The organism is Actinocorallia sp. API 0066 (assembly GCF_020991275.1).
Lineage (GTDB): Bacteria > Actinomycetota > Actinomycetes > Streptosporangiales > Streptosporangiaceae > Actinocorallia.
Genome location: NZ_JAJLQY010000033.1, coordinates 1 through 1,439 on the forward strand (window position 1 = coordinate 1; position 1,439 = coordinate 1,439).

Consider the following 1,439-nt stretch of genomic DNA (forward strand, 5'->3'; position numbering starts at 1 on the left):
ACGAGGTTCAGGACGCCGTTCAGCGGGCGTCGGGTGGCGTGGCGGGTATCGAGGTGATCTCGGAGGGTCTCAGCTCCAACTGCGTCGGGAGATCGCGATCAACCCCTACGTCACCCATCTTTCCCCGACGATCCGGCTTCGGGTCGAACAGGCCGACTGGCTGATCGTCGGCTTCGATCACGTCGAAGGGCGCAGGGCCGACTACTCGCCCCTCTCACCGGACATCCCTCTGGTGCTCGACCTGCTGGACAGGCTCAGCGAGACCCCTTGCCCCGAGATCCCCCTCCGTTCCGCGGAGAAGCTTCGCTCCGCGCACGCCCGGCCTGAGGACCTGCGCAGATTCAGGGGCGACGCCCTGGCACACGCCGACCTCAACCCCGGCAACGTCCGGATCACGGGAGACGGCCGCGCCCATCTGATCGACTGGGCGCGGTACATGCGCGGCGCTCCGTGGTCGGACGCGACAGCCTTCGCCCTGTGCCTCATGACCTGCGGACACACCCCCCACGACGCCGAGGACATCCTGTCGGCGCTCCCGGTCTGGAAGACCCTGGAGCCCGGCGACCTCGACGCGACGGCGTACTACCAGAGCGCGCTTCGATCCACGTGGAAGCCACGGCTCGACCCCTGGACCAACGCCTCCGTGAGCGCCGCACGACGCTGGTCCGACCACCGCAGCACCCCCACCTGACGCGCCTGGAACCAGGGCTACACGAGCTGGACAAAACCGAACGAAGCCGCATCGCCGAACTGTGGCTCCACCACTTCGACAGGACAACATGACCATCAAACACCAAGAGATCCGCGCCACCCTCACCCGCTACCTGGCAGCCCACCCCAACGAAACCGAACACCTCACACCCCTCCTGAACGCACTGAACAGCGACACCAGGGACCTGACCAGCCGACACACCTTCAACGGCGGCCACATCACCTGCGGCGCAGTAGTCATCGACCCCGACCAGCGACTCCTCCTCATCGAACACAACGCACTCAGCAAATGGCTCCTACCCGGCGGCCACCTCGAACCCGAAGACAACAGCCTGATCCAGGCCACACTCCGAGAACTCGAAGAAGAAACCGGCATCTCCTGGCACAGCACCATCTCCCCACCCGGACACGACGCCACACCCCTGGACATCGACATCCACACCATCCCCGCCAACCCAACCAAAAACGAACCCGAACACTGGCACGCCGACTTCCGCTACACCTTCCACGTCAACGAACCCGCCGTCCGCCTCCAACACGAAGAAGTCTCCGGCTTCGCCTGGCGCAACCTCTCCGACGCCCCCACCCCCAAACTCGCCGGAAAACTCGCGCACCTCACGAACTCGACTCATCCGTAGGACTCCACTGAACGCGCCACTTCACTGGCGCAAGAGCACCCGCAGCTCCGCCCTGGACGGCAACCGCGCAGAGCTCCCCCCGAACTCCGC

General features: G+C 65.7%; 2 protein-coding genes. Both read left to right on the plus strand.

The window, feature by feature from the left end:
• The coding region (locus LO762_RS32200; RefSeq protein ID WP_230620136.1) for a phosphotransferase family protein at positions 1–691 on the plus strand (691 nt) is incomplete at its 5' end.
• An 88-nt stretch (positions 692–779) separates the two neighbouring features.
• Positions 780–1,349 (plus strand): NUDIX hydrolase, encoded by a 570-nt coding sequence (locus tag LO762_RS32205; RefSeq protein ID WP_230620137.1) that lies wholly within the window; start codon positions 780–782, stop codon positions 1,347–1,349.
• The last annotated feature ends 90 nt before the right edge of the window (positions 1,350–1,439 follow it).